Consider the following 25,781-nt stretch of genomic DNA (forward strand, 5'->3'; position numbering starts at 1 on the left):
GACTCGCCCCGTGAACGCGCCCGGAACCACCGCAGAGTCAGCACCAGTGGCACCACCAGCACCCCGCTTCGCCCTGGACATCGATGCCGTCGCGCGCCCGGCGCGATCCGAGGCGCTGCTCGAGGCCCTGCGCACCAGGGTCGTCATCGCCGACGGGGCGATGGGCACCCAGCTGCAGGAGTTCGACCCGACGCTCGACGACTACCAGCAGCTCGAGGGCTGCAACGAGATCCTCAACGTGAGCCGGCCCGACATGATCGCGGCCATCCACGACGCCTACCTCGCGACCGGCATCGATGCCGTCGAGACGAACACCTTCGGCGCCAACTGGTCGAACCTCTCCGACTACGGCATCGACGACCGCATCCGGGAGCTCGCCCGCGAGGGCGCCCGTATCGCGCGCGAGAGGGTGGAGGCTGCCGAGGGAGACGACGGACGCCTGCGCTGGGTGCTCGGCTCCATGGGTCCGGGCACCAAGCTGCCCAGCCTCGGCCACACCACCTACGACCACCTCAAGCAGACCTTCGCACTTCAGGCGCACGGCCTCATCGACGGAGGGGCGGATGCCTTCCTCATCGAGACCTCGCAGGACCTGCTGCAGACGAAGTCGGCGGTGAACGGCTGCAAGCAGGCCATCGTCGAGAGCGGCATCCGTCTGCCCATCTTCGTCGAGGTCACTGTCGAGACCACGGGAACCATGCTCATGGGCAGCGAGATCGGCGCAGCGCTCACAGCGCTCGAGCCGCTCGGCGTCGACGCCATCGGCCTCAACTGCGCCACCGGCCCCGCCGAGATGAGCGAGCACCTGCGTCACCTGTCGAAGCATTCGACGGTGCCCGTCGTGTGCATGCCGAACGCCGGCCTGCCGGTGCTCGGAACCCACGGCGCCAGCTATCCGCTGACGCCTGCGGAGCTCGCGACAGCGCACGAGCAGTTCGTGCGCGAGTTCGGGCTGTCTCTGATCGGCGGATGCTGCGGCACGACGCCGGCGCACATGCGCGCCGTGGTCGAGCGGCTGCACGGCACGAGTACTGGCGCCGGTGGCACCGGCGCGACCGCCGTGGTGCCGGCGACGCGCGTCATCGAGGAGGAGGCCGGCGTGGCCAGCCTCTACCAGCACGTCTCCTTCGACCAGGACGCCTCCTACCTCGCGATCGGCGAGCGCACCAACGCCAACGGATCGAAGGCCTTCCGCGAGGCGATGCTCGACGAGCGCTGGGACGACTGCGTGGAGATCGCGCGCAACCAGATCCGTGTCGGAGCGCACCTGCTCGACGTCTGCGTCGACTACGTGGGGCGCGACGGCGTCGCCGACATCCGCGAGGTGGTCTCGCGCCTCGCGAGCGCCTCGACGCTGCCCCTCGTCGTCGACTCCACCGAGCCGCCCGTACTGCAGGCCGGCATGGAGCTCATCGGCGGGCGCCCGACGGTGAACTCGGTGAACTTCGAGGACGGCGACGGCCCCGCCTCGCGCTTCGGCCGCATCATGCCGCTGGTCGCAGAGCACGGCGCAGCCGTCGTGGCTCTGACCATCGACGAGGAGGGCCAGGCCCGCACCGCCGATGACAAGGTGCGGATCGCCTCCCGTCTCGTCGACACCCTCACGGGCGAGTGGGGGATGCGGGTGGAGGACATCATCGTCGATGCGCTCACCTTCCCCATCGCCACGGGCCAGGAGGAGACCCGCCGCGACGGCATCGAGACCATCGAAGCGATCCGGCGCATCACGGCCAAGTATCCCGGCATCCACACCACCCTCGGCGTCTCGAACGTGTCGTTCGGCCTCAATCCAGCCGCGCGCTCGGTGCTCAATTCGGTGTTCCTGCACGAGGCCGTCGAGGCCGGACTCAGCTCGGGCATCATCGACGCCGCCAAGATCGTGCCGCTCGCATCGGTGCCCGATGACCGCCGCAAGGTCGCCCTCGACCTCGTGTGGGACCGCCGGGAGTACGACGCCGACGGCACCCTGATCTACGACCCGCTCGAGAAGATGCTCGACCTCTTCGCGGGCGTCGACACCGCTGCCCTCCGTGACCAGCGCGCCCACGAGCTCGCCGCGCTGCCCGTGGGGGAGCGCCTCGAACGCCGCATCATCGACGGCGACGCGAAGGGCCTCGAGGGCGACCTCGACCTGGCGCGCGCCGACGGCATGAGCGCGCTCGGCATCGTCAACGACCACCTGCTCGAGGGCATGAAGGTGGTGGGCGAGAGGTTCGGATCCGGCGAGATGCAGCTCCCCTTCGTGCTGCAGTCGGCCGAGGTGATGAAGGCCGCCGTCGCCCTGCTCGAACCCCACATGGAGAAGACGACGGATGCCGGCAAGGGCCGCATCGTGCTCGGAACCGTGCGCGGCGACGTGCACGACATCGGCAAGAATCTCGTCGACATCATCCTCACCAACAACGGCTACGAGGTGATCAACCTCGGCATCAAGCAGCCGATCGCCGACATCATCAAGGCGGCGGAGGAGCACGACGCCGACGTGATCGGCATGAGCGGGCTGCTCGTGAAGTCGACGGTGGTGATGAAGGAGAACCTGCTCGAGCTCAACTCCCGCGGGCTCGCCGGGCGCTGGCCGGTGCTGCTCGGCGGCGCCGCCCTCACCCGCGCGTACGTCGAGGACGACCTCGCGGGCCTGTTCGACGGCACGGTCCGCTACGCCCGCGACGCCTTCGAGGGGCTGGCGCTCATGGAGCCGCTCGTGGCCATCGCGCGCGGGGCGGATCCGGCATCCGTCGGCCTGCCCGCGCTGAAGAAGCGCATCCATCGCGAGGGGAGCCTCCTCACCCTCACCGAGCCCGAGAACATGCCGACCCGGTCTGACGTGTCGACGGACGCCGCCGTGCCTGTTCCGCCGTTCTGGGGCACGCGCATCGTGCGCGGCATCGCGCTCGCCGACTACTCCGCGTTCCTCGACGAACGCGCCACCTTCATGGGCCAGTGGGGCCTGAAGCCCGGACGCGGCGATGGCGCCGCCGGCTACGAGGAGCTCGTGCAGACCGAGGGACGCCCGCGGCTGCGTTACTGGCTCGATCGCATCCTGGCGGAGGGCATGCTCGACGCATCCGTCGCCTATGGCTACTTCCCTGTCGTGAGCGAGGGCGACGACATCGTCGTGCTCAACCACGGCGACGATCCGACGGGCGTGCTCGGGGCGCCCGGGCTGCTGGCGCCTGACGGCGGGTCGATCCCCACTCCCTCTCCAGACATCGCTGGCGCGCTGCCCGGAGCCTCTGGGCGCGTGGGCCCAGGCTCTCTCGGCTCCGACCGCCTGCGCTTCCACTTCCCGCGGCAGCGTCGCGACAGGCACCTGTGCCTGGCCGACTTCGTGAAGCCGCGCTCGTCGGGGCTCGTCGACGTGATGCCCGTGCAGCTCGTCACTGCCGGCGCGCACATCGACCAGGTGACGGCCAAGCTCTTCGCCGAGAACAAGTACCGCGACTACATGGAGCTGAACGGCCTCGTGATGCAGCTCACCGAGTCACTGGCGGAGTTCTGGCACGGCCGCATCCGCTCCGAGCTGGGATTCTCCGCCGAGGACCCGACCGATGTCGCCGGCCTGTTCAAGCTCGAGTACCGCGGCGCGCGCTTCTCGCTCGGTTACCCGGCCTGCCCCGACATGGAGGACCGCCGCAAGGTGGTCGAGCTGCTCAAGCCCGAGCGGATGGGAGTGGAGCTGTCGGAGGAACTGCAGCTGCATCCGGAGCAGTCGACCGACGCGTTCGTGTTCCACCACCCCGAGGCGAAGTACTTCTCCGTGTAGTGCCGATGCTGCGGCTGGGCCCGACCTTCGCCCGGCGCAGCGCCGCGAGGATGGCCGGGCCCGCCACCACGATGCCGACGACGCTCGTGACGGCGCGCAGGGTGTCCCAGGTGAGGGTCGACGTCACCAGGGAGTAGAGCAGGAACGAGCTCGCGTTCTGGGCGACGGATGCTCCGGGCACGTACGCGATATCCGAGGCGGTTCCCACGGCGAAGGGCCAGAACCACAGGTTCATGATCAGGCCGAAGGCGTAGGACGCGAGAGCTCCGTAGACGGCGAGGGCTGTGATCTCGAGCGCGCGGCCGTGGTGCGGCATCCGGAATCGGGGAAGGAGTCCGGCGCCGGCACCCACCCAGCCGCAGGCGAACATCTGGAACGGCGTCCACGGGCCGAAGCCGCCCCACATCGTGGATGACAGCGCGATGGTGAGGATGCCGAGCAGGAAGCCGAAGCGGGCGCCGAAGACCCGGCCGGCGAGGATGAGCAGCACGAAGAGGGCCTCGACGCCGCCGACTCCGGTGCTCGCGATGCGCACGGCGGCGCCGATGGCGGTGAGAGTGCCGAGCAGCGCGAGGGTCTTGGCTGAGCGCACGGCGCCGTCGAGGGAGAGTGCGACGGCCACGATCACGAACGGCAGCAGGGCGATGGCGGCGAAGGGCGCTGCGGCCTGGGCCTGGGCTGGGAGTGCTGGCACGAGCAACGGCCAGGCGAACGCTGCGGCGGCGAGGAGCGATCCGGCTACGAGGATGAAGGGCTGCCAGCGGGTGGTGCGCGCTGTATGTCCGCTCGTGCTGGATGCGCTTCGGTCGCGGCTCCGCCGGACCTCAGCGAGCGGGGGATCGTCGTTCGCTGAGGCGCGGACGGAGTCCACGGTCGAAGCGTCGTTGGGTTGCGCCGTGCTGGATGCGCTTCGGTCGCGGCCCTGCGGGACCTCAGCGAGCTGGAGATCGTCGTTCGCTGAGGCCCGGACGGAGTCCGCGGTCGAAGCGTCCCCCAACCGCCCCGCGCGCATCTCGAGCGCACGATCGGCGACCTCGGCCGCGAACGCCCTGTCGTGGCTGGCGATGACGACGGAGCATCCGCTCGCCGCAGCAGTCCGCAGAGCCCGGGCCACCTGCGCCCTCGCGAGCCCATCGAGCCCGCGCGTCGGCTCGTCGACGAGCAGCACCCGCGGGGCCGCGGCCAGCTGGATCGCGATGGCGAGCAATCGGCGCTCCCCGGTGGACAGGTCGCGCGGGTGCCGCAGGGACAGGTCGCCCGGCGCCGAGCCCAGCAGCGCCTCGAACGACCGCTGCGTCGTGCCGCGCTCCACGTCGGCCGAGCGGTCGGCGCGGCGGCATTCCTCGGCGACCGTGGTCGAGAACAGCAGGTCGTCCGAGGCGTCGGGTACGAGTGCGACCGACATCCGGCGGAGTCGTGCGGGGAGCCCGACCACGTCGGCCCCGTCGATGACGACGGTCCCGGGTGTCGCGGGCAGGGCCAGCGTCCCGAGCAGCGACGACTTGCCCGCGCCGTTCGGACCGGTGATCGCCACGATCTCGCCGGCCGCGAGCGAGAACGATGCGTCGATCACCGCGGGGAGCGCGGCGTGACTGACGGAGACAGCAGTGATGCGCGCGATCGTGGCGCCGGCGGCAGTCGCCGTCAGAGGTGCGGCCGCAGCCGCACCCGTCGGCGTCGGCGTCGACGCTGCTGTTTCTGCGCCGCGCTGCTGCGATTTCGATGGCGCGGCGGAGGAACTGGCGCGCCGCAGCTCGCCGTCCTCGATCGACAGCACCTCATCGGCCACGTGCGCCAGCTCGCCCACGCGGTGCTCCGCCACGACGACGCAGACGCCGGCCTCGTGCGCGAGCGCCCCGAGAAGCTCCGCGATGCGCTCTCGGGCATCGCTGTCGAGATCGGCGAGAGGCTCGTCGACGAGGAGCAGCGTGGGCTGCTGGATGACGGCGGCGGCTATGGACACGAGGGTCGCCTCACCGGCCGAGAGTGCCCGGATGTCACGCCCGACGAGGTCGGCGATGCCGAGGCGCTCCGCCACCTCGCGCACCCGCGCCGCCACGATGACGGGCGCGACGCCGCGCACGTCGAGCGCGAAGCCGATCTCGTCGGCGACGCTCTCGCTGGCGAACCCGAGCCGCGGCTGCTGCAGCACGACCCCGACGAAGCGGGCCGTGTCTCGTGGCGGAACCGCGAGCCTGTCGACTCCGCCGATCTCGATGAGCCCGTTCACCTCGCCGCCGTCGACATGGCTGAGAAGGCCGCTGCACGCGTTCAGCAGCGACGACTTCCCCGAGCCCGTCGCCCCGGCGATGACTGTGAGCGTCCCGGTGGAGAGAGACAGGTCGCTGGCGTGCAGCATCCGTCGCCCGTCGAATCGGATGGAGAGGTCGCGCAGGACCACGGGGCGATCGCAGCCGCCGTCCACCGGACTCGTCGCCGCGAAGCCGCGCACCTCCATGGTCGCTGCCACGGCGACGGCGCGTTCGATGGTGCGCTCGAAGATGGGCACCAGCAGCGACGCCAGGCCTCGCTCGGCACGCAGGCGGCGGGCGCGGCGCACCGAGGTGACGGCATCCGTCAGCCCCGGATATGTCGCCCACGCGATCACCAGGGCGCGGGCGATGCTGCGGAAGGGACCGCGCCGTGCTCCCCGGGCGAAGAGGCGCGAGACGTCGACGAAGGCGTTGAGCACGCCGAAGGCCAGGATGACGGCGGCGATCGGGAGGGCGCTCTCGATGGCGACCTGGATGCCGCCGGTCGTGATGGGGCCGAAGAGGGCGACGTGGGCGAACGGCGGCGGCAGGCGCAATGCCGGCAGGTCGACGAGCACGAGGCCCGAACCGCCGAGTCCGTTGAAGAGCGCACGATATGCCAGGCGCAGCGCGATGAAGCCGACGGCGAGGAACGCCGCGGCCTTCAGCGGGGCCGAACGGAAGCGGAGCATCAGGGCCTCACTCTCGCACGCCCGGCGGGCAGGTGTCAGGCGGCCGGCGCGGCGGGCTCGTCGTTCAGGGTGAAGAGCAGTTCCACGGAGTCGCCCGGGGCGAGCTGCAGCGTGCCGAGGCCCTCCTGGGCGTAGGCCCATTCGCCGTCGGCCGGCTTCACCCAGAGCGACCAGTACGCGAAGGCGGCGGGCATGCTGGCGCACTTCTCGAAGTAGTCGGTGCCGTCGGGCGAGGTGATCGCCTCGTCCTCGGCCGGCACGCCGTTCACGCGGCAGACGACCTGGTCGGCGTACTCGTCGGTGCCCTCTGTCGCCACATCCGCCTGCTTCAGGGCCTCGGATGCCGCGATCGGGGCATCCGTCTCGATGCAGGCCGTGGTCGACGGGTCGGCCTCGGCCTCGAGGTTGCCGGCATCGACGATGACCGCGACGCCGGTGCAGTCGCCGATCGGTTCCGCGGCCGCCGTGGAGCTCGAGGCGCTCGACTCGGGGGCTGTTGAGACTGTGGAGGCCGAGCCGGCGCTGCTGCAGGCGCTGAGCGCGAGCAGGGCGAATCCGGCGACGGCGGCGAGCGTGGCACGAGTGGCGAGGCGGGTCGTCATGGTCTCAGCGTAGGGGGCCGGTGGGTGTGTGACGGCGGATTGCCGGTGGTCGACGACGAACGCCCCGTCCGATCCGAGGGGATCGAGCGGGGCGTTCGGTGTTCAGTCGGTCGGACCGTGTTCTCGCTACGCGTTCTGCTCGGCGTTGCGCTTCGGCAGCACCCATCCCGGACGCACGAAGTGGCAGGTGTATCCGTTGGGGTACCGCTCCAGGTAGTCCTGGTGCTCGGGCTCTGCCTCCCAGAACGGGCCGGCCGGTGTGACCTCGGTGACAACCTTGGCCGGCCACAGACCCGAGGCGTCGACGTCGGCGATGGTGTCCTCGGCGACGGCGGCCTGCTCATCGCTCAGCGGGAAGATCGCCGAACGGTAGCTGGTGCCGATGTCGTTGCCCTGGCGGTTGCGGGTGGTGGGGTCGTGGATCTGGAAGAAGAACTCCAGCTGGTCCCGGTACGAGGTGACGGTCGGGTCGAAGACGATCTCGATGGCCTCGGCGTGGGTGCCGTGATTGCGGTAGGTGGCGTTCGGAACGTCGCCGCCCGTGTAGCCGACGCGCGTGCTGATCACTCCGGGGCGACGGCGGATCAGGTCCTCCATGCCCCAGAAGCATCCGCCCGCGAGGACGGCGGTCTCGGTGGTGGCGGGTGTGGTGGTCATGAGTTCTCCTTCGTGGTGGATGCGGCCGGCTCGAACAGCGCCCGGAGTTCACCGTAGCCCTGCTCCTCGAGCTCGGCGAGCGGGATGAAGCGCAGCGACGCCGAGTTCATGCAGTAGCGCAGGCCTCCGGCATCCGCGGGCCCGTCATCGAAGACGTGACCGAGGTGGCTGTCGGCTCCGGATGAGCGCACCTCGACGCGCTTCATGAAGAGCGTGCGGTCGGTGTGCTCGGTGACGACGTCGGGGCTGATGGGCTTGGTGAAGCTGGGCCAGCCCGATCGCGAGTCGTACTTGTCGACCGAGGTGAACAGCGGCTGCCCCGAGACGACGTCGACGTAGAGGCCTGCCTCGTGGTTGTTCCAGTACTCGTTGCGGAAGGCGGGCTCCGTGCCCTCGTTCTGCGTGACCTTGTACTGGTTCGGGGTGAGGCGGGCGAGCGCCTCGGGAGTCTTGCGGTAGTCCTGTGACACGTGCTCCTCCTTCTGCTGGCGACGCTGGCTGCGGCGCCGGGGTGACACCTGTATTTCGGTGCCACCTAGGAGAACGGATGCCGCGGGCCCGCTGTTCCGCCGGGGCTGTGAGCGCGCTGTGAGTTGTGGGGGGGGGGGCTGGTGGCCGGAGATGTCTTGTCGACGCGGATGCTACGCTCAGGGCAAGCAAACCGTCCGGTCGGTCTGTAGCATGGGAGCGAACGGATGCCAGGCGGCAGCGTACTCGAAGGGGAGCACATGCAGAGGTTCGACGGCAGGGTGGCGCTGATCACCGGCGGCAGCAGGGGCATCGGCCTCGCCATTGCGAAGCGGCTGGTCGGCGAGGGCGCGCAGGTGGTCATCACCGGCCGCAAGCAGGAGTCGCTCGACGCGGCGCTCGCCGAGCTGGACGCGATCGACGGGGCCGCGGCCGAAGCAGCCACCGCCGTCGCCGGCAAGGCCGACGACCCCGAGCACCGCGCCGCTGTCTTCGCGCACATCGCCGAGCACCACGGCCGTCTCGACCACCTCGTGAACAACGCGGGGATCAACCCCGCCTACGGTCCCGCGCTCGAGATCGAGGCGTCGATCGTGCGCAAGATCCTCGAGGTGAACGTCGTCGCCGCCCTCGAATGGACCCGCGATGCAGTGGGCGCCGGCCTCACCACGTCGATCGTGAACCTGTCGTCGATCTCTGCATTGTCGGCCGCGCCGGGCATAGCGTTCTACGGCGTCTCGAAGGCGGCGCTGGTGAACCTGACGCTGCAGTTGGCGCATGAGTTGGCTCCAGGCATCCGCGTCAATGCCGTCGCTCCCGCCGTGATCAAGACGGCCTTCGCCCGCGCCCTCTACGAAGGTCGCGAGGAGGAGGTGGCCGCCGAATATCCGCTCAGGCGCCTCGGGGTGCCGGACGACGTGGCCGGACCCGTCGCATTCCTGCTGTCCGAGGACGCGGCGTGGATCACGGGCCAGACGATCGTGATCGACGGCGGCGGCAGCATCCGCCCCGTCGGATGACCGGCCGCAGCACACCGTCGCACGACCCGGAAGCAGCAAGGATGAAGGCATGAGAGAAACCAGTGTCGTCGACGACGTGACCAGGGCCGCCGTCGAGCTGTTCGCCGCCCAGGGCTATGCGAACACCAGCGTGCAGCAGATCGTGGAGGCCGCCGGCGTCACCAAGGGCGCGATGTACCACTACTTCCAGTCGAAGGACGACCTGCTCTTCGCCATCTACGAGCGGATGCTGTCGCTGCAGAAGTCGCACCTCGACGAGATCGTGGCGCGGGGCGGAGCGGTCGACGCCGTGCTGCGCGCCGTGTGCATCGACGTGATCGAGACCTCCATCGACTTCCTGCCCGAGGGCACGGTGTTCTTCCGCAGCCAGCACATGCTCTCGCAGCCGCGCCAACAGGAGGTCACCCGTCGGCGCCGCGACTACAACGACGAGTTCAGCGCTCTCATCGAGGCCGGCCAGCGCGAGGGCCTCTACCGCACCGACGTTCCGCGCCCCGTGCTCATCGCCCACTTCTTCAGCGACCTGCACTACCTCTCGCAGTGGTACTCGCCCGAGGGCCCCGAGGGCAAGACCCTGCTGGCCGAGCAGATCACCGACCTGTTCCTGACGAGCATCGCGGCGAAGTCGACAGACACTGCGGGGGCGACGGATGCCTGAGTCGACCTCCATGCGCGCCTGGCTGGTGACCCGCAACGGCGAACCGTCGGAAGTTCTCGAGCTGCACGACGTTCCGGTGCCGACGCCGGGCCCCGGCGAAGTGCTCGTGAGGGTGCGCGCCGTCGCGGTCAACTTCCCCGACGTGCTGCTCGCCCGCGGCGAGTACCAGGTGCGTCCCGAGCTCCCGTTCACGCCGGGCATCGAGCTGAGTGGCGAGATCGTCGCGATCGGCCCGGCGACGGATGCTGTACGCACCGGCAGCTCCGGCGCCCCTGGCGTTGGTGACAGGGTCGTCGCCACGAAGATCGGTGTGCTGGCTGAGTACGCCGTGCTCGCGGCCTCCGACGTCCATCCGACTCCGCACGGCCTCGACGACGTGCAGGCGGCCGGGCTCATGATCGCCTACCAGACGGCGTGGTTCGCGCTGCATCGTCGGGCGCAACTCCAGGCCGGTGAGACCGTGCTCGTGCACGCTGCGGCCGGTGGAGTCGGAAGCGCGGCCGTGCAGCTCGCCGTCGCGGCCGGCGCCAGGGTCATCGGCGTCGTCGGCAGCGCGGCCAAGGCCGACGTGGTGCGCGAGGCCGGTGCCGAGCTCGTGATCGTGCGCGGAGAGCAGGACTTCGCCGCCCTCGTCAACGAGGCGACCGAGGGCCGCGGGGCAGACGTCGTCTTCGATCCCGTGGGCGGCGAGAGCTTCGAGCGCTCGACCAAGTGCATAGCGTTCGAGGGCCGCATCGTGGTGATCGGCTTCGCCGGCGGAACCGTGCCGACCGTGCGGGCGAACCACGCCCTCGTGAAGAACTACGGCGTGCTCGGACTGCACTGGGGTCTCTATCCGACGAAGAACCCGTCTCTCGTGGCCGAGGCTCACGCCGAGCTGGTGCGTCTGGCGGATGCCGGAGCGATCTCGCCGCTGGTCGGGGGAGTGGTCGAGTTCGAGGACGCCCCGGTCGCCATCCAGGAGCTGGCCGGCGGTGCGACCGTCGGGCGGCTCGTTGTGAGGGTGGCCTGAGGCGCTTCGACCGCGGGCTTCGCCCGAGCCTCAGCGAACGATGACGAGCGAAGGGAACACCAGCACCATGACGGATCTCGAGGGGCGCGTCGCGCTCGTCACGGGCGGAGCGCGCGGCCTCGGTGAGGCCTACGTGCGTTCGCTGCATGCGGCCGGCGCCAGGGTCGTCATCGCCGACCTGCTCGAGGAGGAGGGCGCGGCGCTCGCCGCCGAGCTCGGCGAGCAGGCCGTGTTCCAGGCCCTGGATGTGACCGATGAAGCGGCGTGGGACCGTGTTGTGGCCGCATCCGTCGCCGCTTTCGGCTCGCTCGACGTGCTGGTGAACAACGCCGGCATCGCCAACGCCGCACCCATCGAGCACCTCACCCTGGCGAAGTGGGACGCCGTGATCGCGGTCAACCTCACCGGCGTGTTCCTGGGCTGCCGCGCCGTGGTGCCGCAGATGAAGGCGCAGGGCAGCGGCTCGATCATCAACATCTCCTCGGTCGAGGGCATGCGGGGCTCGCCGGGCCTGCACGGTTACACGGCGTCGAAGTTCGGGGTGCGCGGGCTCAGCCAGTCGCTCGCGGTCGAGCTCGGGGCATCCGGAATCCGGGTGAACTCGGTGCATCCCGGCCTGATCCTGACCGACATGACCACGCGCATCGACCCGGCCAGGATCGACATCCCGCTCGGGCGGCCGGGTGTTCCCGACGACGTCGCCGGCACGATCGTGTTCCTGGCGAGCGACGCGTCACGCTTCACCAGCGGCGCCGAGTTCGTGGTCGACGGGGGCATGATCGCGGGCATACCGCACCACTGAGAGAACTCCCACGGCGACGTGAAGACACCCCACCGGGCCTGAATCAGACCCACCGGCAGAAAGCAAGCCCTATGGCTCGAGGCCGGTGAGAGATTGTCTGAAGGCGGGGTCGATCTGATTGAGGTGAATCGAAGTGGATACGAGTGCGTGGATCTGGATCATCGTCGCAGTGGTCGTCGTCATCATCGTGGTGGTGGCCGTGCTTCTGATCACGGCGCCGAAGCGTCGTGAGGCGAAGCAGCAGGCCGGGCGCGACAAGGCGGCGGAACTTCGGGACGCAGCGGCCGAACGAGAGTTGGCGGCCCGTGAACGGCAGGCGACGTCTGCCCAGGCCGCGGCGGAGGCTCAACAGGCGCAGGCGGATGCAGCGAAGGCCGATGCGGCAGCGCGCCAGGCGCAGCTCGACGCCGAGCGGCTGAAGCGGCAGGCCGCCGAGCACCAGGAGGATGCCGAGGGCCTTCGTGTCGAGGCTGAGGACCATGCCAGGCGGGCCGACGAGGTGGATCCTGATGTGGACGGAACCAGCGACCGTGGCTCCGACAACGACGGTGGCGCACACGGCGCGGGCACGCGCGGAGTCTGACCGCGGGGCCAGCCTGAAGTCGGCGCACTGCAGCGCGCCCGACAGGTGGTGCGCGGCAGGGTGGTCTCGCCGACGCCCCGTCGCGAACGTCAGCAACGAGAAGATCCTGAAGGTGACGCTGGGCGGGTAGCCCCCCCCGCTCGCTGAGGGCCGAGCGAAGCGACCGCCCGAAGCGCATCGTGGAGCCGCTCGCCGGCGCGCTTCGACCGCGGACTTCGTCCGTGCCTCAGCGAACGAGAGGTCGGTGCAACATCCGCATACCGTCTGGTCGGTTTCTGTTGTAAGGTGTTGGCATCACGACACGAAGAGGTGCCGATGCACACACCAACGCCACGGCTGCGGATCAGCGGGCTCACTGTCGCCTTCGGCGGCCTGACCGCCCTCGATGACGTCTCCTTCGACGTCGCCCACGGAGAGACGCTCGCGCTCATCGGCCCGAACGGCGCGGGCAAGACCACTGTCTTCAACGCCGTGTGCGGGCTCGTGCGCCGTGCGAGTGGCAGCATCGACATCGACGGGCGCCCAGCTCCCGCGGCTCCCACGGCGCTCGTCGGCCGCGGTGTCTCCCGTACGCTGCAGGGCCTCGGCCTCTTCGACTCCATGACAGTGCTCGAGAACGTCCTCGTGCCGCTCGGACTCGGGAGCGCCGGCGGGAGGTCGCGGGGCGAGAAGGACGCGATCCTCGCCGCCACAGACCAACTCGCCGCCCTCGGCCTCGCCGCGGAAGCCGCCCGCCCCGTGGCGTCGCTGCCCTACCCCGAGCGCAAGCGCGTCGCCCTCGCCCGTGCGCTGGTGACGCATCCGCAGCTCCTCCTGCTCGACGAGCCGGCCGGCGGCCTCGGCTCCGAAGACATCGCCGACCTTGCCGGCATCGTGCGCGCCATCGCGGCCACGGGATGCTCGGTGCTCCTCGTCGAGCACCACATGGACTTCGTGATGAGCCTCGCCGATCGCATCGTGGTTCTCGACTTCGGTCGCGTGATCGCGAGCGGCACGCCCTCCGAGGTGCAGGCCGACCCCCGCGTCGAGGAGGCCTATCTGGGTGTGGAGCCTGCAGCATGACGGCGCTCCTCGAGATCGACGCCATCACGGCCGGCTACGGCGGGTCCCCCGTGCTGCACGAGGTGCGGCTCGCCATTCCGCAGGGCGCCATCGTCGCACTCCTCGGTGCCAACGGCGCAGGCAAGACCACCCTGCTGCGCACCATCTCGGGTCTGGTCCCACCGGCCTCGGGACGCATCGTGCTCGACGGTCGCGACCTCTCGAGCGTGAGCGTCGAGGATCGCTCCCGCAGCGGACTCGCCCAGGTGCCTGAGGGGCGCAGCGTCGTCGCCGAGCTCACCGTCGACGAGAACCTGCGACTCGGGGGACTCTGGCGCTTCGACCGCCGCCAGCTCACCGCGGCCGTCGACGAGATCTACGAGCTCTTCGAGCCGTTGTCGCGTCGGCGGGCGGCATCCGGCCACCAACTCTCGGGCGGCGAACGGCAGATGCTCGCCCTCGGACGAGCCATCATCGCGAGACCCCGGATGCTGCTGCTCGACGAGCCGTCGCTCGGACTCGCACCGCGCGTCGTCGCCCAGATCCTCGGCGTGCTGCGGAGGCTCCGCGACGACACCGGGCTCACCGTGCTGCTCGCCGAACAGAACGTGACCAGCGCCCTCGCCATCGCCGACTCCGGCGTCGTGCTCTCCCTGGGCAGCGTCGTGGCCGACCGACCGGCAGCCGACCTGCTCACCGACGACGCCCTGCGTCACGCCTACCTGGGGTTCTGACCATGGACAGACTGCTCTTCCTCCTCGCCACAGGCATCGCCCGCGGCGCGATCTTCGCGCTGTTCGCGCTCGCGCTCGTGCTCATCTGGCGGGCCGCGCGCATAGTCAACTTCTCTCAGGGGGCGATGGCCGTCGTCGCCACCTATGTCGCCTTCGCCGTGACAGCGTTCACGGGCTCGTACTGGGCGGGGCTCGCCAGCGCACTGGTGGCCGGCGCCCTGCTCGGCTACGTCGTCGAGCGCGGGATCATGCGCTTCGCCCCGCGCGACTCGCCACTGGCCGGAGTGATCATCGCGATCGGCGTCGTCATGGTGCTGCAGTCGGTGTTGGGCATCGCCTTCGGCCAGCAGTATCGACCGATGGCCGCCCCGTTCGACCAGAGCCCCATCCTGGTCGGCGGGGTTCCGGTGTTCTCGCCCTACGACGTGTTCGTGCTCGTCGTCGCCGTCGTCGTGATGGCGGTGCTCGCGCTGCTCTTCACCCGCACGTCGCTCGGCCTGCAGTTGCGAGCCTCGGCGTTCGCCCCGGAGGTCTCGCGGCTGCTCGGAGTGCGGGTCTCGCGCATGCTCACCATCGGTTGGATGCTCGCCGCCGCCGTCGGTGCCCTGGCCGCCCTGCTGCTCGTGCCGACGGAACTCGGCCTCAGCCCGCACTCGGCCGACATGCTCTTCGTCTACGCCTTCACCGTGGCCGTCGTCGGCGGTCTCGATTCACCCGTCGGTGCGTTGGTCGGCGGACTGATCGTCGGCATCGCCATCAGCCTGGTCACCGGCTACCTCGGTGCGACCGTCGCCCCGATCGCCGTGCTGGTGCTGCTCGTGGCCGTGCTGCTGGTACGACCGGGCGGCATCTTCTCGGCACGAGAGGCGCGTGTCGCATGAGCGCAGAGTCCGAGCTGTCCGGTAGTGCCGCTTCGGCCGCGGACTTCGTCCGGGCTTCAGCGAACGGAATGGGTGTCAGTACCCCGTCGCTCACGGCATCCGTCGCCCGCGCCCGCACCACGGGTCGGCGTCGCACCCGACTCCTCGGCACGGCCCTCGTGCTCACGGCGCTGGCCATCGGCGGCACCTTCCTGCTCGATCCGTACCGCAACTACCAGCTCGCCCTGGTGGCGGCCTACTTCTGCGCCACTGCCGGGCTCAGCCTGCTCATCGGTCTCACCGGACAGCTCTCGCTGGGGCACGCGGCACTCATGGCCGTCGGCGGCTACGGCTACGCCATCACGGCGAATGCGCTGACGGAGGCCGGGGTCGACGGCGTCGCCCGCTTCGCGCTGGCGATGCTGGCGGCCCTCGGGGCATCCGGCGTGGTCGGCCTGCTCCTCGGCCTCGCCGCCGCACGCCTGCGCGGACCGTATCTCGCCGGCGTGACCCTCGCCCTCGTGATCGCGCTGCCCGCCGTGACCGCCGTGTTCAGCGGAGTGCTCCGCGGCGACCAGGGGCTGCAGATCGCCTACGACGACGTGCCGCCCGCCCTCGCCGCGATCATCGCGGTCGAGCAGTGGCAGGCGTGGGTGGCCATCGGCGCCGCCGCCGTGGTCGTGACCGTGCTGAGCGGCATCCGTTCGGGTGTGCTCGGGCTCCGGATGCGAGCCGTTCGCGACGACGAGGTGGCCGCGCGCCTGAGCGGTGTGCGCGCCGGCCGGGTGAAGGTGTTCGCGTTCACGGTGAGCGCTGTCGCAGCCGGCGCCGGCGGAGCCGTGCTCTGCTTCGTGACGCAGTCCGTGAGCCCTGGCGCCTACACCCTCGCCTTCTCGCTGCTGCTCGTCGTGGCCGTCGTGATCGGCGGCCTCGGCAGCATGCTCGGCGCCTTGCTCGGCTCGATCGTGATCGTGCTCCTGCCCTGGCTCATCGGAACCATCACCGGAGCGATGGACCTGCCGGCCGACCTCACCCAGCGACTCTCCGGCAATCTGCCCGTGCTCGTGTTCGGCGCCCTGCTCATCGTCGTGACGCTGCTCTGGCCGGCCGGCATCCGCGGGGCCCTGCCGACCCGGCTGACGCTGCGCCGGCCCATCCGACCCTCGACTCCCTCCATCCCCCCAGCGCTTTCCACCCCGGCACCATCCACCACAGCAACAGAGCAGCCCACACAGGAATAGAGAGGTCACCCATGTCACACCGAAGCGCACCACACAGCCGCGCGATCGCCGTCGCCGCGGCATCCGCCATGCTCATCACACTCGCGGCGTGCAGCACGCCTGCGGCCCAGAGCCCGGATGCCCCGGCTCCCGGTGTCACCGACGACACCGTGACCATCGGCACCCACCAGCCGCTCACCGGGCCTGCCGCTGCGGGCTACTCGTCGATCTCGGCCGCAACGCAGGCCTACTTCGACTACGTGAACGACAACGGCGGCATCAACGGGCGCACCATCGAGTACCTCGTCAAGGACGACGGCTACAACCCGGCCACCACGCAGACCGTGGCGCGTGAGCTCGTGCAGGACGACGACGTCTTCGCCATCCTCAACGGCCTCGGAACGCCGACGCACACCTCGGTGCTCGACTACCTCAACCAGAAGAAGGTGCCGGACCTGTTCGTGGCTTCGGGCTCCACGAGCTGGAACCAGCCCGAGAAGTACCCGTACACCTTCGCGTTCAACGCCGACTACGTGACCGAGGGCGAGGCGCTGGCGCAGTACGCGACCGACGAGTTCGCCGGCAAGAAGGTGTGCCTGCTCGGCCAGGACGACGACTTCGGCGACGAGTTCATCACCGGCGCCGAGAACGTCCTGGGGGCAGACGGGCTCACCAGCGTGCAGCGCTACTCCGTGTCGAACCAGGACGTCGTGGCGCAGGTCAGTGCCATGAAGGCCGCCGGATGCGAGATCAACATGCTCGCGACGGTCAACGGGTTCACGGCCCTGGCCATCGGAACCGCAGCCAAGCTCGGCTGGTTCACCCAGTGGTTCTCCTCGTCATCGGGCGCCGACTACCCGACGCTGGTCGGCTTCCTCGGTGAGGACGTCGGTCCGAAGCTGCTGCAGGGCTTCGTGAGCTCGAACTATTTGCCGGCGCGGCAGGGCAACGACTGGAGCGAGCTGTTCGAGAAGATCAACACCGAGTTCAACGACGGTGCCCCTTTCGACGGCAACACGATGTTCGGCATGTCCGTCGGGTATCTGTTCGCCGAGGCGCTGGCCGCGGCCGGCGAGAACCCGACGCGGGAGAGCCTGCTCGAGGCCGTCAGCTCCGGCGACCTGGTCGGCAACGGCATCCTCCCCCTCTCGTTCGGCGATGACAGCCACGCGGCCTACCGCGGCGTCGGCATCACGACCGTCGACCAGGGCGTGCAGGACTACATCGGAACGACCTACGTGAGCGACGGCGAGGGTTCGGTCTCGGTCTCGGATGCCGAGCCCGTGGCGGTGGAGAACGAGGGAGTGCCCGTCGCCGCTGAGTAGACTCACGCACCGGATGCCGCGGACCGACCGGGTCCGCGGCATTCGCGTGAATGGCGCCCTGCCCGTCGGTGTGCGCTTCGGGCGGCCGCTGCGCTCGGCCCTCAGCGAGCGTACTTGATGAGCCGCTCGCTGAGGCCCGGACGGGGTCCGCGGTCGAAGCGCCTTCGCGCCTCAGCGCCTCAGCGCACCGGCGCGTCGACGGTCGCGAATCTCGCCGCGAGCTCCCGCTTCAGCACCTTGCCGCTACCGCCCACGGGCAGAGCGTCGACGAGGTGCACCACGCGCGGGTACTTGTAGGCCGCGATGCGCTCCTTCGTGAACGCCACGATCTCCTCGGCGTCGACCTCGTGTCCGTCGAGGGGGACCACGGCGACGTGCACCTCCTGGCCGTGTGTGGCGTCCGGGAGTCCGAAGACCGCCGCCTGCGCCACCGACGGATGCCGCACGATCACGGCCTCCACCTCGGTCGGGTACACGTTGTAGCCGTTCCGCACGATCATGTCCTTCTTGCGGTCGACGATTGTCACGATGCCCTCGGAGTAGGTTCCGAGGTCTCCGGTGCGGAACCATCCGTCGACCACGGCCTCGGCCGAGGCATCCGGCCGCCCGAGATAGCCCTTGAACAGGTTGTGGCCGCGCACCACGATCTCGCCGAGTTCGCCGTCGGGCGAGAACTCGATGCGGCCCTCCACCTCGGCCTCGGCGATGGCCACATCGATGCCCCAGTACGGCCGCCCCACCGTGCCGGGCCTGATCGGCTCGAACACTGTGTTGAACGACACCGTCGGGGAGGTCTCGGTGAGGCCGTAGCCCTCGTGCACCTGCGCGCCGTACTCCGCGGCGAAGGCCTCGAGCACGGCAACAGGCAGCGCAGCCCCTCCCGAGACGGCGTAGCGCAGCGGAGGCCGCACCTCAGTTCGACGGGCGGCCTCGATCATGCCCACGAACATCGTCGGCACGGCCGTGAACACCGTGGCCCGATGCGCCACGAGCAACTCGAGTGCCTGGTCGGCGTCGAACTTCGGCAGCAGGATGACGGACGCCCCGCGCCGGAACGCCACATTCATCACGGCGGTCTGCCCGAAGGTGTGGAACAGCGGCAGGCCACCGAAGATCACGTCGTCCGGCGTCATGTCGAAGGCGTCGATGAGCGCGCAATGCACCTGCTCGACGATGGCGAGGTGCGAGCCCACGGCGCCCTTGGGTGTTCCCGTCGTACCGCTCGTGTAGAGGATGGTCGCGGCATCCGTCGGCCGAACAGACACGTGACGCACGATCGGGGCGGCGACGGATGCCTCCGCCTCGAGGCGCGGCAGCTCCGTCCCGTCGGTGCCCGGCGTCCCCGCCGGCGCCAGCACGGTGACGAGCGGGACCCCGGTCTCGAGCGCTGCGGGCACGGCCGCGGCGAGAAGCGGCGCTGCGGCCACGAGCAGGTCGGCGCCGCTGTCTCGCAGCACGTAGCCGATCTCCTCGGCCTTGAACAGCAGGTGCACGGGCACCACGACGGCTCCGAGGGAGAGCACCGCGTAGTAGACGCGGGCGAAGTCGGGCACGTTCGGCACCAGCATGGCCACACGATCGCCGCGTCCGATGCCGCGGGCCTGCAGGGCGCCGGCGTAGGCGCGGGTCTGGTCCCAGAGCTCGCCATAGCTGATGGTGTGCCCCAGGAAGTGCACGGCCGGGCGTTCGGGGGTGCGGCGGGCCGACTCGGCCAGAATGCTCGCCACCGAGAGGGTGCCGAAGCCGTCACCGTCGATCGCGGGGTCAGGGGTGTGGGTCATGGGCGTGCGTCTCCTTGACGTGAGAGTGGTCTCGATACGCCTGCTCGCTGCGCTCAGTGCGACGCTCGACCAGCGGTATCTGGGGCGGCGCTAGCGCCGGAACTCGGCCTTGCCGAGCGCCGACAGGTGCACCTCGTCGGGTCCGTCGGCGAGGCGCAGCACGCGCGATCCGGCGAACATCTCCGCCAGCGGCGTGTCGTCGCTCACCCCGGCGCCGCCGAACACCTGGATGGCCCGATCGAGGATCTGCTGCACGGCCCGAGGCACGGCGATCTTGATGGCCTGGATCTCGGTCATGGCCTCGCGGTTGCCCACGGTGTCCATGAGCCAGGCGGTCTTCAGCACGAGCAGGCGCAGTGCCTCGATCTGGATGCGCGACTCCGCCACCCACTCGCGTACGACGCCCTGCTCGGTGAGTGGCCGCCCGAAAGCCACGCGTGTCGCGGCGCGCTCGCGCACGAGGGCGAGTGCGTGCTCGGCCATCCCGATGGCTCGCATGCAGTGGTGGATGCGTCCGGGCCCGAGCCGCGCCTGCGCGATGGCGAAGCCGTCCCCCTCGCCGCCGATGAGGTTCGTCGCCGGCACGCGCACGTCGGTGAAGGCGATCTCGGCGTGCCCGCCGTGGTCGCGGTCGTCGTAGCCGAACACCGTGAGCGGGCGCACGATCTCGACGCCGGGGGTGTCGCGTGGCACGAGGATCATCGACTGCTGGCGGTGACGCTGCGCCTCGGCATCCGTCTTCCCCATCACGATGAAGATGGCCGCCTCGGGGTTCATGGCGCCGGTCGACCACCACTTGCGGCCGGTGATCACGTAGTCGTCGCCATCGCGACGGATGCTGGTGGTGATGTTGGTGGCATCGCTCGACGCGACATCGGGCTCGGTCATGCAGAACGCGGAACGGATGCGCGCCTCGAGCAGCGGCTCGAGCCAGCGCTCCTTCTGCTCGGGGGTGCCGAAGTCGTTCAGCACCTCCATGTTGCCGGTGTCGGGGGCTGCGCAGTTGAACGCGGCCGGCGCCAGGCGCAGGCTCCATCCGGTGAGCTCGGCGAGCGGCGCGTACTGAAGGTTGGTGAGCCCGGCACCGCGCTCGCCGGGGAGGAACAGGTTCCACAGTCCGGCGTCCCGGGCCTTCTGCTGCAGCTCCCGCACGACCGGGCGCGGGCTCCAGGCGTCGGGCTCGGCCGCGAGTTGCTCGGTGAGCGCGGCCTCGGCCGGCAGCACGTGCTCGTCGATGAACGAGCGCACCCTGTCGATGAGCTCGAGCGTGCTGGCGTCGTGGCTGAAGTCCATCAGTTCCTCCTGAGGGCGATGCGGGCGAGGCCGTCGGTGGCCAGGGGTTCGACCATGGCGCCGATGTGCGCGAAACCGGCGCCGACGGTCTCACCCTGCTGGTAGCGGTAGTGGATGCCCTCGGCGATCACGGCGAGCTTGTAGGCCGCGAAGCCGCGATACCAGCCGAGGTCGGGGACAGATCGGCCGACGCGGGCGGCGTAGGCGTCGACCAGTTCGTCGAAGTCGGGGTAGCCGGCTGTCAGGTCGACGGCGCTGTCGAAGAGGCGCCCGCCGGTGAGCTCGTCGATGTTCCAGTACATGCCGAAGACGCCGAGGTCGACGAGGGGGTCGCCGAGAGTCGACATCTCCCAGTCGAGGATGGCCGCGATGTGCGGCGCATCGCCGTCGCCCGCGACGATGGCGTTGTCGAGTCTGTAGTCACCGTGCACGAGGCCGGAACGCGGGTTGTCCGGCATCCGCTCGCCCAAGGCGTCCTGCAGCTGGTCGAGGGCTGGGGTGTCGCGCGACCGCGAGGAGTCGAGCTGTCGCCGCCAGGTGCGCAGCTGCCGCTCGAGGTAGCCGGCTCCCTTGCCGAAGTCGTCGAGGCCCACGGATGCCGGATCGATCGAGTGCAGCTCGGCGAGGACCTCGGCCAGCTCGATGCCGATCCTGTGGAGTCCAGCCGACGTGAAGGCCGCATTCTGCGCGGGGCGCGCGAGCACGCTGCCCTCGACGAGCTCCATGACGAAGAAGGGGGTGCCGGTGACCCTGTCGGCGGCGGTGTCATCGACGATGGCGACTGTCGGCGGCACCGGAACGGCGCTGCCGCTCAGCGCGGAGATGACCCTGTGCTCGCGGGCCATGTCGTGGGCCGTCGCGAGCACGTGGCCGAGCGGCGGGCGGCGCAGCACGAGCGGGATGCCGGCGCCGTCGATGCGATAGGTGAGGTTGCTCTTGCCGCCCGTGATGAGCTGGGCGGTGAGGGATCCGGCTGCGAGCTGCGGATGCGCTTCGCTCAGCCACACCTCGAGACCTGCGACGTCGAGGCCCGGGACGGCGCCGACCGGGGTGTCCGCGGGCGTCGCGGGGGAGTCGGTCATCCTCGACCACCTTTCATGCGCATCGGCGCGCTCTCGAAACTAGCATACCGCGTGGTCGGTATGTTGCGTGCCGTGCGCTGAGGGCCGGACGGAGGCCGCGGTCGAAGCGCTCTCAGCGCCCGGATCGTCGGACGGCGCTTCGGGCGGTCGCTGCGCTCGGCCCTCAGCGAGCGGCGGTGACCAGCTGCTCCTCCACCGCCGCGCGGATCGCGGCGGGGATCGGCGTCGGCCGCCGTGTGTCCGCATCCACGAACACGTGCACGAAGCGTCCGGTCGCGATCGGCTCGTCCTCGCCGGCCCGGAGGATGCCGAGTGCCCAGGTGATGCTCGACGTGCCCAGGCGCTCGATCCCGATGCCCACCTCGAGTGGCTCGGGGAACGATGCAGACGCCGCGAAGTCGCACGACGACGATGCGCACAGGGCGATGGCCGACCCCTGAGGATCGAGGCCTCCGTTCGCCATCATCCAGGTGTTGATGGCCGTGTCCATGGCCTCGTAATAGACCGTGTTGTTGACGTGACCGTACTGGTCGTTGTCGTTCCAGCGGGTGCCGAAAGGCGAGCGCACGCTGTAGGTGGGAGCGGACGTGGAGTGCGGCATCCGTCAGCCCACCCGCAGGAGGAAGCGGAAGGCCACCCGTGCCCGTGCCGTGCTCGGGCTGTCGCCGCCGATGAGGTCGGCATAGGTGAACGACTCCGAAGTGCGCACGAGGAGGTAGGCGAGCGTGGCCGGGTCGATGGCGCCGCCGAGGGGCTGGTCGCCGAGCTCGTGCCGCACGATCCATTCGGCCGTCGCCACATAGCGACGCTGGATCTCGCTCTCCTTGGTCGTCAGCAGACGGAGGGCCCGCGCCGGCTCGCGCTGCAGGAACTGCCGGAAGTAGGGCGCCTTGATCAGGTCGTCGACGAAGTGGGTGAGCAGGGTCGCGACCCGCTCGGCACCCTGCTGTCCCTCGGCCGCCTGCTCGGCCAGCACGAGCGTCGGGATCGCGAGCGACCAGAGCACTTCGGACAGGAGCGCGTCGCGATTGCCCACCCAGCGGAAGAGCGAGGTGCGGTCGACGCCGAGCGCCGTGGCGAGAGCGGTCATGTCGATGCGCTTGCCGCTGATGAAGGTCTCCCTGGCGAGGGCGAAAGCGCGTTGAGCGTCGGCGTGTCCGGCGCCTTCGGTCGTGTGGAGGCGCTCCGACAGCCAGGACGGCGCCACGGCGAGGCCGACCGTGGCGATGCTCACCGCGGTGGTCGGGGGTGCTGTCGTCGTCGGCATGTGCGGAACTCTACCCCGCACTCAGGGCTTCGGGGTCGGCATCCGGGACTCACATGCAACATTCTGCAAAATGATGCATACTACGGTTGTTCACCGATGAACGGATGCCGCGAGACGGCACGACGAATGGAGATGCGATGACGCTCACCACCGGGCACACCGACGCCGCGCAGGCCGGCTCCGGCCGCACGGACCTGCAGCAGTTCGAGGAAGCCGACGTGCTCGATGTCGACTTCTACTCGTTCCAGCAGCAGCTCACCTCGGAGGAGCAGCGTTCCGTCGCCGCCATCCGCGCGTTCCTCGACCGGGAGGTGCGTCCCTACGCCGACGACCTCTGGGAGAAGGCGCAGAGCCCGCGTCACCTCATTCCCGGCTTCGCCGAGCTCGGGCTGTTCGGGGCCTCGTGGCCCGAGACCCGCCAGTTCGAGAACAGCGCCGTCTACCGCGCCTGGGTCGCCCTCGAGATCTCGCGGGCCGATCCGTCGACGGCGACCTTCGTCGGCGTGCACAGCGGCTTGGCCATGAACGCCATCGGCGTCGGAGGCTCCGCTGAACAGCGCGAGGAGTGGATGGGACCGATGGCCCGCGGCGAGGTCATCGGCGCGTTCGGTCTCACCGAACCCGGCCACGGCTCCGACACGGCGAAGGGCCTCGAGACCACGGCCACGCGCCGCACAGTCGACGACGGCGCCGGCGGCAGCCGCGACGAATGGGTGCTCAACGGCTCGAAGCGCTGGATCGGCAACGCCGTCTTCGCCGACATCGTCGTGATCTGGGCGCGCGACACCGCCGACGACCAGGTCAAGGGCTTCATCGTGCGGCAGCCCGCCGTGGGCTTCACCGCCACGAAGATCGAACGCAAGCAGTCGCTGCGCGGCGTGGAGAACGCCGACATCGTGCTCGACGACGTCGTGGTGCCCGAGTCCGACCGCCTGGCGAACATCAACTCCTTCCGCGACGTCGCGATCATCCTGCGCCTCACCCGGGCCGAGGTCGCCTGGCAGGCGATCGGGGTGGCCGTCGGAGCCTACGAGGCGGCCCTCGCCTACGCGAAGGAGCGCCACCAGTTCGGCAAGCCAATCGCCTCGTTCCAACTCGTGCAGGAGAAGCTCGCCAACTCGCTCTCGAACATCACCGCGAGCATCGCTCTCTGCATGAGGGTCTCCGAGATGCAGGACCTCGGCATCCAGAAGGACCACCACTCGGCCATGGCCAAGGCCTTCGCGACGGCGCGCATGCGCGAGGTCGTCGGCTGGTGCCGCGAGATCATGGGCGGCAACGGCATCCAGCTCGACCACGGCGTCGCCCGCTACTTCGCCGACGCCGAGGCCGTGTACACCTTCGAGGGAACCTACGACATGAACACCCTCATCGTCGGTCGCTCGATCACCGGAATCGCGGCCTTCGTATGAGCGAGGCCTACATCGTCGCCACGGCGCGCTCGCCCATCGGCCGTGCACGCAAGGGATCGCTGGCGAGCCTCCGGCCCGACGACCTGACCGTCCAGATGGTTCGGGCCGCCCTCGCTTCGGTTCCCGCCCTCGATCCCGGTCGCATCGACGACCTGATGCTCGGATGCGGCATGCCCGGCGGCGAGCAGGGCATGAACATGGCGCGCATCGTGGCCGTGCTGCTCGGCCTCGACGAGGTGCCCGGCACCACGGTGAACCGCTACTGCTCGTCGAGCCTGCAGACCACGCGCATGGCCTTCCACGCCATCAAGGCCGGCGAGGGCGACATCTTCGTCTCTGCGGGCGTCGAGTCGGTCAGCCACGCGATGCGCGGCTCGAGCGACCACATCCCGGGCGAGAAGCTCACCAACGAGCTGTTCGACGACGCCCTGGCACGAACGGAGGCCCGGGCTGTGTCAGGGGCTCCGGATGCCGCCGCCGAGGCCGCCGCGGGCCTGCGCCCGTGGCACGACCCCCGCGCCGACGGGCTTCTGCCCGATGCGTACATCGCCATGGGCCAGACCGCCGAGAACGTGGCCGAGCTGCGCGGCGTCACCCGCGAGGAGCAGGACGCGTTCGCCGCCCGCAGCCAGCAGCGTGCCGAGGCCGCTCTGGCGTCGGGATTCTGGGCCCGCGACATCACGCCGGTCACCCTCGCCGACGGCACTGTCGTGGCGACGGATGACGGTCCTCGACCCGGCGTCACCCTCGAGGCGCTCGCCGGGCTCGACCCCGTCTTCCGCCCTGACGGAACTGTGACGGCAGGCAACTGCTGCCCTCTCAACGACGGAGCCGCCGCCGTGGTCATCGTGAGCGACCGCGTGGTCGACGAGCTCGGACTCACCCCGCTCGCCCGCATCGTCTCGACAGGAGTCAGCGGACTCTCGCCCGAGATCATGGGACTCGGGCCGGTGGAGTCGTCGCGACGCGCTCTGGCGCGTGCGGGCCTGGGCATCGACGACATCGATCTGGTCGAGATCAACGAGGCCTTCGCAGCGCAGGTCATCCCGTCGGCGCGCGAGCTCGGCATCGATCCCGAGAGGCTCAACGTGCACGGCGGGGCGATCGCGGTGGGGCATCCGTTCGGCATGACCGGAGCCCGGATCACCTCGACGCTCATCAACGGCCTCGCCGCCACGGGAGGCCGCTACGGCCTCGAGACCATGTGCGTCGGCGGTGGCCAGGGCATGGCGCTGGTGCTGGAACGCCTCTAGAGGCC

The 25,781-nt window shown here is 70.1% G+C and carries 22 protein-coding genes; 13 read left to right on the forward strand and 9 right to left on the reverse strand.

Translation table 11 applies throughout. The features are described 5' to 3' along the window. Window positions 1–46 precede the first annotated feature (46 nt). Window positions 47–3,763: a methionine synthase gene (gene metH / locus AADV74_RS15225; RefSeq protein ID WP_342116385.1), complete on the forward strand. Its 3,717-nt coding sequence runs from the start codon at window positions 47–49 to the stop codon at window positions 3,761–3,763. On the opposite strand, the gene AADV74_RS15230 is transcribed toward metH, so the two are convergent. The 4 genes from AADV74_RS15230 to msrB all read right to left on the reverse strand — a co-directional run bounded on the left by AADV74_RS15230 (window position 3,651) and on the right by msrB (window position 8,436). Further along, complete coding sequence (locus AADV74_RS15230) at window positions 3,651–6,707, reverse strand: ATP-binding cassette domain-containing protein (protein WP_342115625.1); 3,057 nt, start codon at window positions 6,705–6,707, stop codon at window positions 3,651–3,653. The two genes, metH and AADV74_RS15230, sit on opposite strands and share 113 nt — an antisense overlap. A 35-nt stretch (window positions 6,708–6,742) precedes the next feature. Continuing rightward, window positions 6,743–7,309 carry a hypothetical protein gene (locus AADV74_RS15235; RefSeq protein ID WP_342115627.1) on the reverse strand — a complete coding sequence of 189 codons (567 nt, stop codon included), beginning with the start codon at window positions 7,307–7,309 and terminating at the stop codon, window positions 6,743–6,745. Window positions 7,310–7,435: 126 nt separating this feature from the next. Then, window positions 7,436–7,966, reverse strand: a complete 531-nt coding sequence (gene msrA, locus AADV74_RS15240; protein WP_135119140.1) for a peptide-methionine (S)-S-oxide reductase MsrA — start codon at window positions 7,964–7,966, stop codon at window positions 7,436–7,438. After that, window positions 7,963–8,436, reverse strand: a complete 474-nt coding sequence (gene msrB, locus AADV74_RS15245; RefSeq protein WP_342115630.1) for a peptide-methionine (R)-S-oxide reductase MsrB — start codon at window positions 8,434–8,436, stop codon at window positions 7,963–7,965. Before msrB ends, msrA begins: the two co-directional genes overlap by 4 nt. Before the next feature lie 258 nt (window positions 8,437–8,694). On the opposite strand from msrB, the gene AADV74_RS15250 reads away from it, so the two are divergent. The 10 genes from AADV74_RS15250 (at window position 8,695) to AADV74_RS15295 (ending at window position 17,688) form a co-directional block, all read left to right on the forward strand. Next, window positions 8,695–9,453 carry an SDR family oxidoreductase gene (locus AADV74_RS15250; protein WP_342115632.1) on the forward strand — a complete coding sequence of 253 codons (759 nt, stop codon included), beginning with the start codon at window positions 8,695–8,697 and terminating at the stop codon, window positions 9,451–9,453. Window positions 9,454–9,502: 49 nt separating this feature from the next. Further along, window positions 9,503–10,111, forward strand: a complete 609-nt coding sequence (locus AADV74_RS15255) for a TetR/AcrR family transcriptional regulator (RefSeq protein ID WP_342115635.1) — start codon at window positions 9,503–9,505, stop codon at window positions 10,109–10,111. Further along, complete coding sequence (locus AADV74_RS15260; protein WP_342115637.1) at window positions 10,104–11,123, forward strand: NADPH:quinone oxidoreductase family protein; 1,020 nt, start codon at window positions 10,104–10,106, stop codon at window positions 11,121–11,123. Before AADV74_RS15255 ends, AADV74_RS15260 begins: the two co-directional genes overlap by 8 nt. A gap of 40 nt (window positions 11,124–11,163) precedes the next feature. After that, window positions 11,164–11,925: an SDR family NAD(P)-dependent oxidoreductase gene (locus AADV74_RS15265; protein ID WP_342115640.1), complete on the forward strand. Its 762-nt coding sequence runs from the start codon at window positions 11,164–11,166 to the stop codon at window positions 11,923–11,925. A gap of 133 nt (window positions 11,926–12,058) precedes the next feature. Beyond that, entirely contained in the window at window positions 12,059–12,508 is a 450-nt protein-coding gene (locus tag AADV74_RS15270) for a hypothetical protein (protein ID WP_342115643.1), read from the forward strand. Window positions 12,509–12,823: 315 nt separating this feature from the next. Next, on the forward strand, window positions 12,824–13,570 hold the full coding sequence (locus AADV74_RS15275) for an ABC transporter ATP-binding protein (RefSeq protein WP_342115645.1): 747 nt from the start codon (window positions 12,824–12,826) through the stop codon (window positions 13,568–13,570). Continuing rightward, window positions 13,567–14,283 carry an ABC transporter ATP-binding protein gene (locus AADV74_RS15280; RefSeq protein ID WP_342115647.1) on the forward strand — a complete coding sequence of 239 codons (717 nt, stop codon included), beginning with the start codon at window positions 13,567–13,569 and terminating at the stop codon, window positions 14,281–14,283. Before AADV74_RS15275 ends, AADV74_RS15280 begins: the two co-directional genes overlap by 4 nt. A 2-nt stretch (window positions 14,284–14,285) precedes the next feature. Beyond that, a complete protein-coding gene (locus AADV74_RS15285; protein ID WP_342115649.1) occupies window positions 14,286–15,164 on the forward strand; it encodes a branched-chain amino acid ABC transporter permease in 879 nt (292 codons plus the stop codon). Then, window positions 15,161–16,384, forward strand: a complete 1,224-nt coding sequence (locus AADV74_RS15290) for a branched-chain amino acid ABC transporter permease (protein ID WP_342115651.1) — start codon at window positions 15,161–15,163, stop codon at window positions 16,382–16,384. The genes AADV74_RS15285 and AADV74_RS15290 overlap by 4 nt, the downstream gene beginning before the upstream one ends. An 11-nt stretch (window positions 16,385–16,395) precedes the next feature. After that, a complete protein-coding gene (locus tag AADV74_RS15295; protein WP_342115653.1) occupies window positions 16,396–17,688 on the forward strand; it encodes an ABC transporter substrate-binding protein in 1,293 nt (430 codons plus the stop codon). Window positions 17,689–17,867: 179 nt separating this feature from the next. Here the strand turns inward: AADV74_RS15295 and AADV74_RS15300 are convergent, their stop codons facing one another. The 5 genes from AADV74_RS15300 to AADV74_RS15320 all read right to left on the reverse strand — a co-directional run bounded on the left by AADV74_RS15300 (window position 17,868) and on the right by AADV74_RS15320 (window position 23,111). After that, complete coding sequence (locus AADV74_RS15300) at window positions 17,868–19,469, reverse strand: long-chain-fatty-acid--CoA ligase (protein ID WP_342115655.1); 1,602 nt, start codon at window positions 19,467–19,469, stop codon at window positions 17,868–17,870. 90 nt (window positions 19,470–19,559) lie between these two features. After that, complete coding sequence (locus tag AADV74_RS15305; protein ID WP_342115656.1) at window positions 19,560–20,762, reverse strand: acyl-CoA dehydrogenase family protein; 1,203 nt, start codon at window positions 20,760–20,762, stop codon at window positions 19,560–19,562. Further along, complete coding sequence (locus AADV74_RS15310) at window positions 20,762–21,844, reverse strand: phosphotransferase family protein (protein ID WP_342115657.1); 1,083 nt, start codon at window positions 21,842–21,844, stop codon at window positions 20,762–20,764. Before AADV74_RS15310 ends, AADV74_RS15305 begins: the two co-directional genes overlap by 1 nt. Before the next feature lie 163 nt (window positions 21,845–22,007). Continuing rightward, window positions 22,008–22,445, reverse strand: coding sequence for an acyl-CoA thioesterase (locus AADV74_RS15315; RefSeq protein ID WP_342115659.1), 438 nt, complete (start codon window positions 22,443–22,445; stop codon window positions 22,008–22,010). A gap of 3 nt (window positions 22,446–22,448) precedes the next feature. Then, entirely contained in the window at window positions 22,449–23,111 is a 663-nt protein-coding gene (locus AADV74_RS15320) for a QsdR family transcriptional regulator (RefSeq protein ID WP_342115661.1), read from the reverse strand. 137 nt (window positions 23,112–23,248) lie between these two features. Between AADV74_RS15320 and AADV74_RS15325 the strand changes: the two genes are divergently transcribed. After that, on the forward strand, window positions 23,249–24,523 hold the full coding sequence (locus AADV74_RS15325) for an acyl-CoA dehydrogenase family protein (RefSeq protein ID WP_342115663.1): 1,275 nt from the start codon (window positions 23,249–23,251) through the stop codon (window positions 24,521–24,523). Continuing rightward, window positions 24,520–25,776, forward strand: a complete 1,257-nt coding sequence (locus tag AADV74_RS15330) for an acetyl-CoA C-acetyltransferase (RefSeq protein WP_342115664.1) — start codon at window positions 24,520–24,522, stop codon at window positions 25,774–25,776. Before AADV74_RS15325 ends, AADV74_RS15330 begins: the two co-directional genes overlap by 4 nt. Window positions 25,777–25,781 lie beyond the last annotated feature (5 nt).

The organism is Leifsonia stereocauli (assembly GCF_038432415.1).
GTDB classification, from domain to species: Bacteria; Actinomycetota; Actinomycetes; order Actinomycetales; family Microbacteriaceae; genus Orlajensenia; species Orlajensenia stereocauli.